The sequence below is a fragment of the Microvirga sp. HBU67558 genome (assembly GCF_018069605.1).
Classification (GTDB): Bacteria; Pseudomonadota; Alphaproteobacteria; order Rhizobiales; family Beijerinckiaceae; genus Microvirga; species Microvirga terrae.
Window position 1 is genome coordinate 1 of sequence record NZ_JAGPUP010000200.1, and the last position, 465, is coordinate 465.

General features: G+C 65.4%; 1 protein-coding gene. It reads left to right on the forward strand.

Going from position 1 to position 465, the window contains the following annotated elements:
* On the forward strand, window positions 1-465 hold a 465-nt coding region (locus KBI52_RS00830; RefSeq protein WP_371823086.1), incomplete at both ends, for a hypothetical protein.

The following is a 465-nucleotide window of genomic DNA, read 5'->3' on the forward strand; positions in this document are numbered from 1 at the left end:
CTGCCGGTGGTGCTGAAGGTCCTGAGCGAAGAAGAGGTCGAGGCCGTCGTCGAGAAGGTTGAGGAAGAGGTCGCAGAGACCAGGCAGGCCGCCAGTGAACCACGGCGAACCCGGCGGGGACGCAAGCAGGCCGAAGCCGTGCCGGACACAGATGGAACCTTGTTGGCGGCTCTCGAGGCTGGTTCGGAGGGCGTCAGGGCCATTGAGCAGTCGGTGTCCGAGGTTGTTGAGACCAGTGCCCAGGCTGTATCCGAGCTGGGCGGCCGCTCGCTGGAACGCTTGGGCCGGAGGACCCAGACACTGGCCGATCAGGTGCCGGATTATCTTCAGGCGGTGGCTCGATCCAACAGGATCCTGGCCAGCGGGGCCGGGACCATCACGCTGGAATGGTTCGGGCTCCGGCAGGAGCGCCTGCTGAAGAACCTGGAGGGGATGAACGATCTTCTGAGCTGCCGGACGATCCCG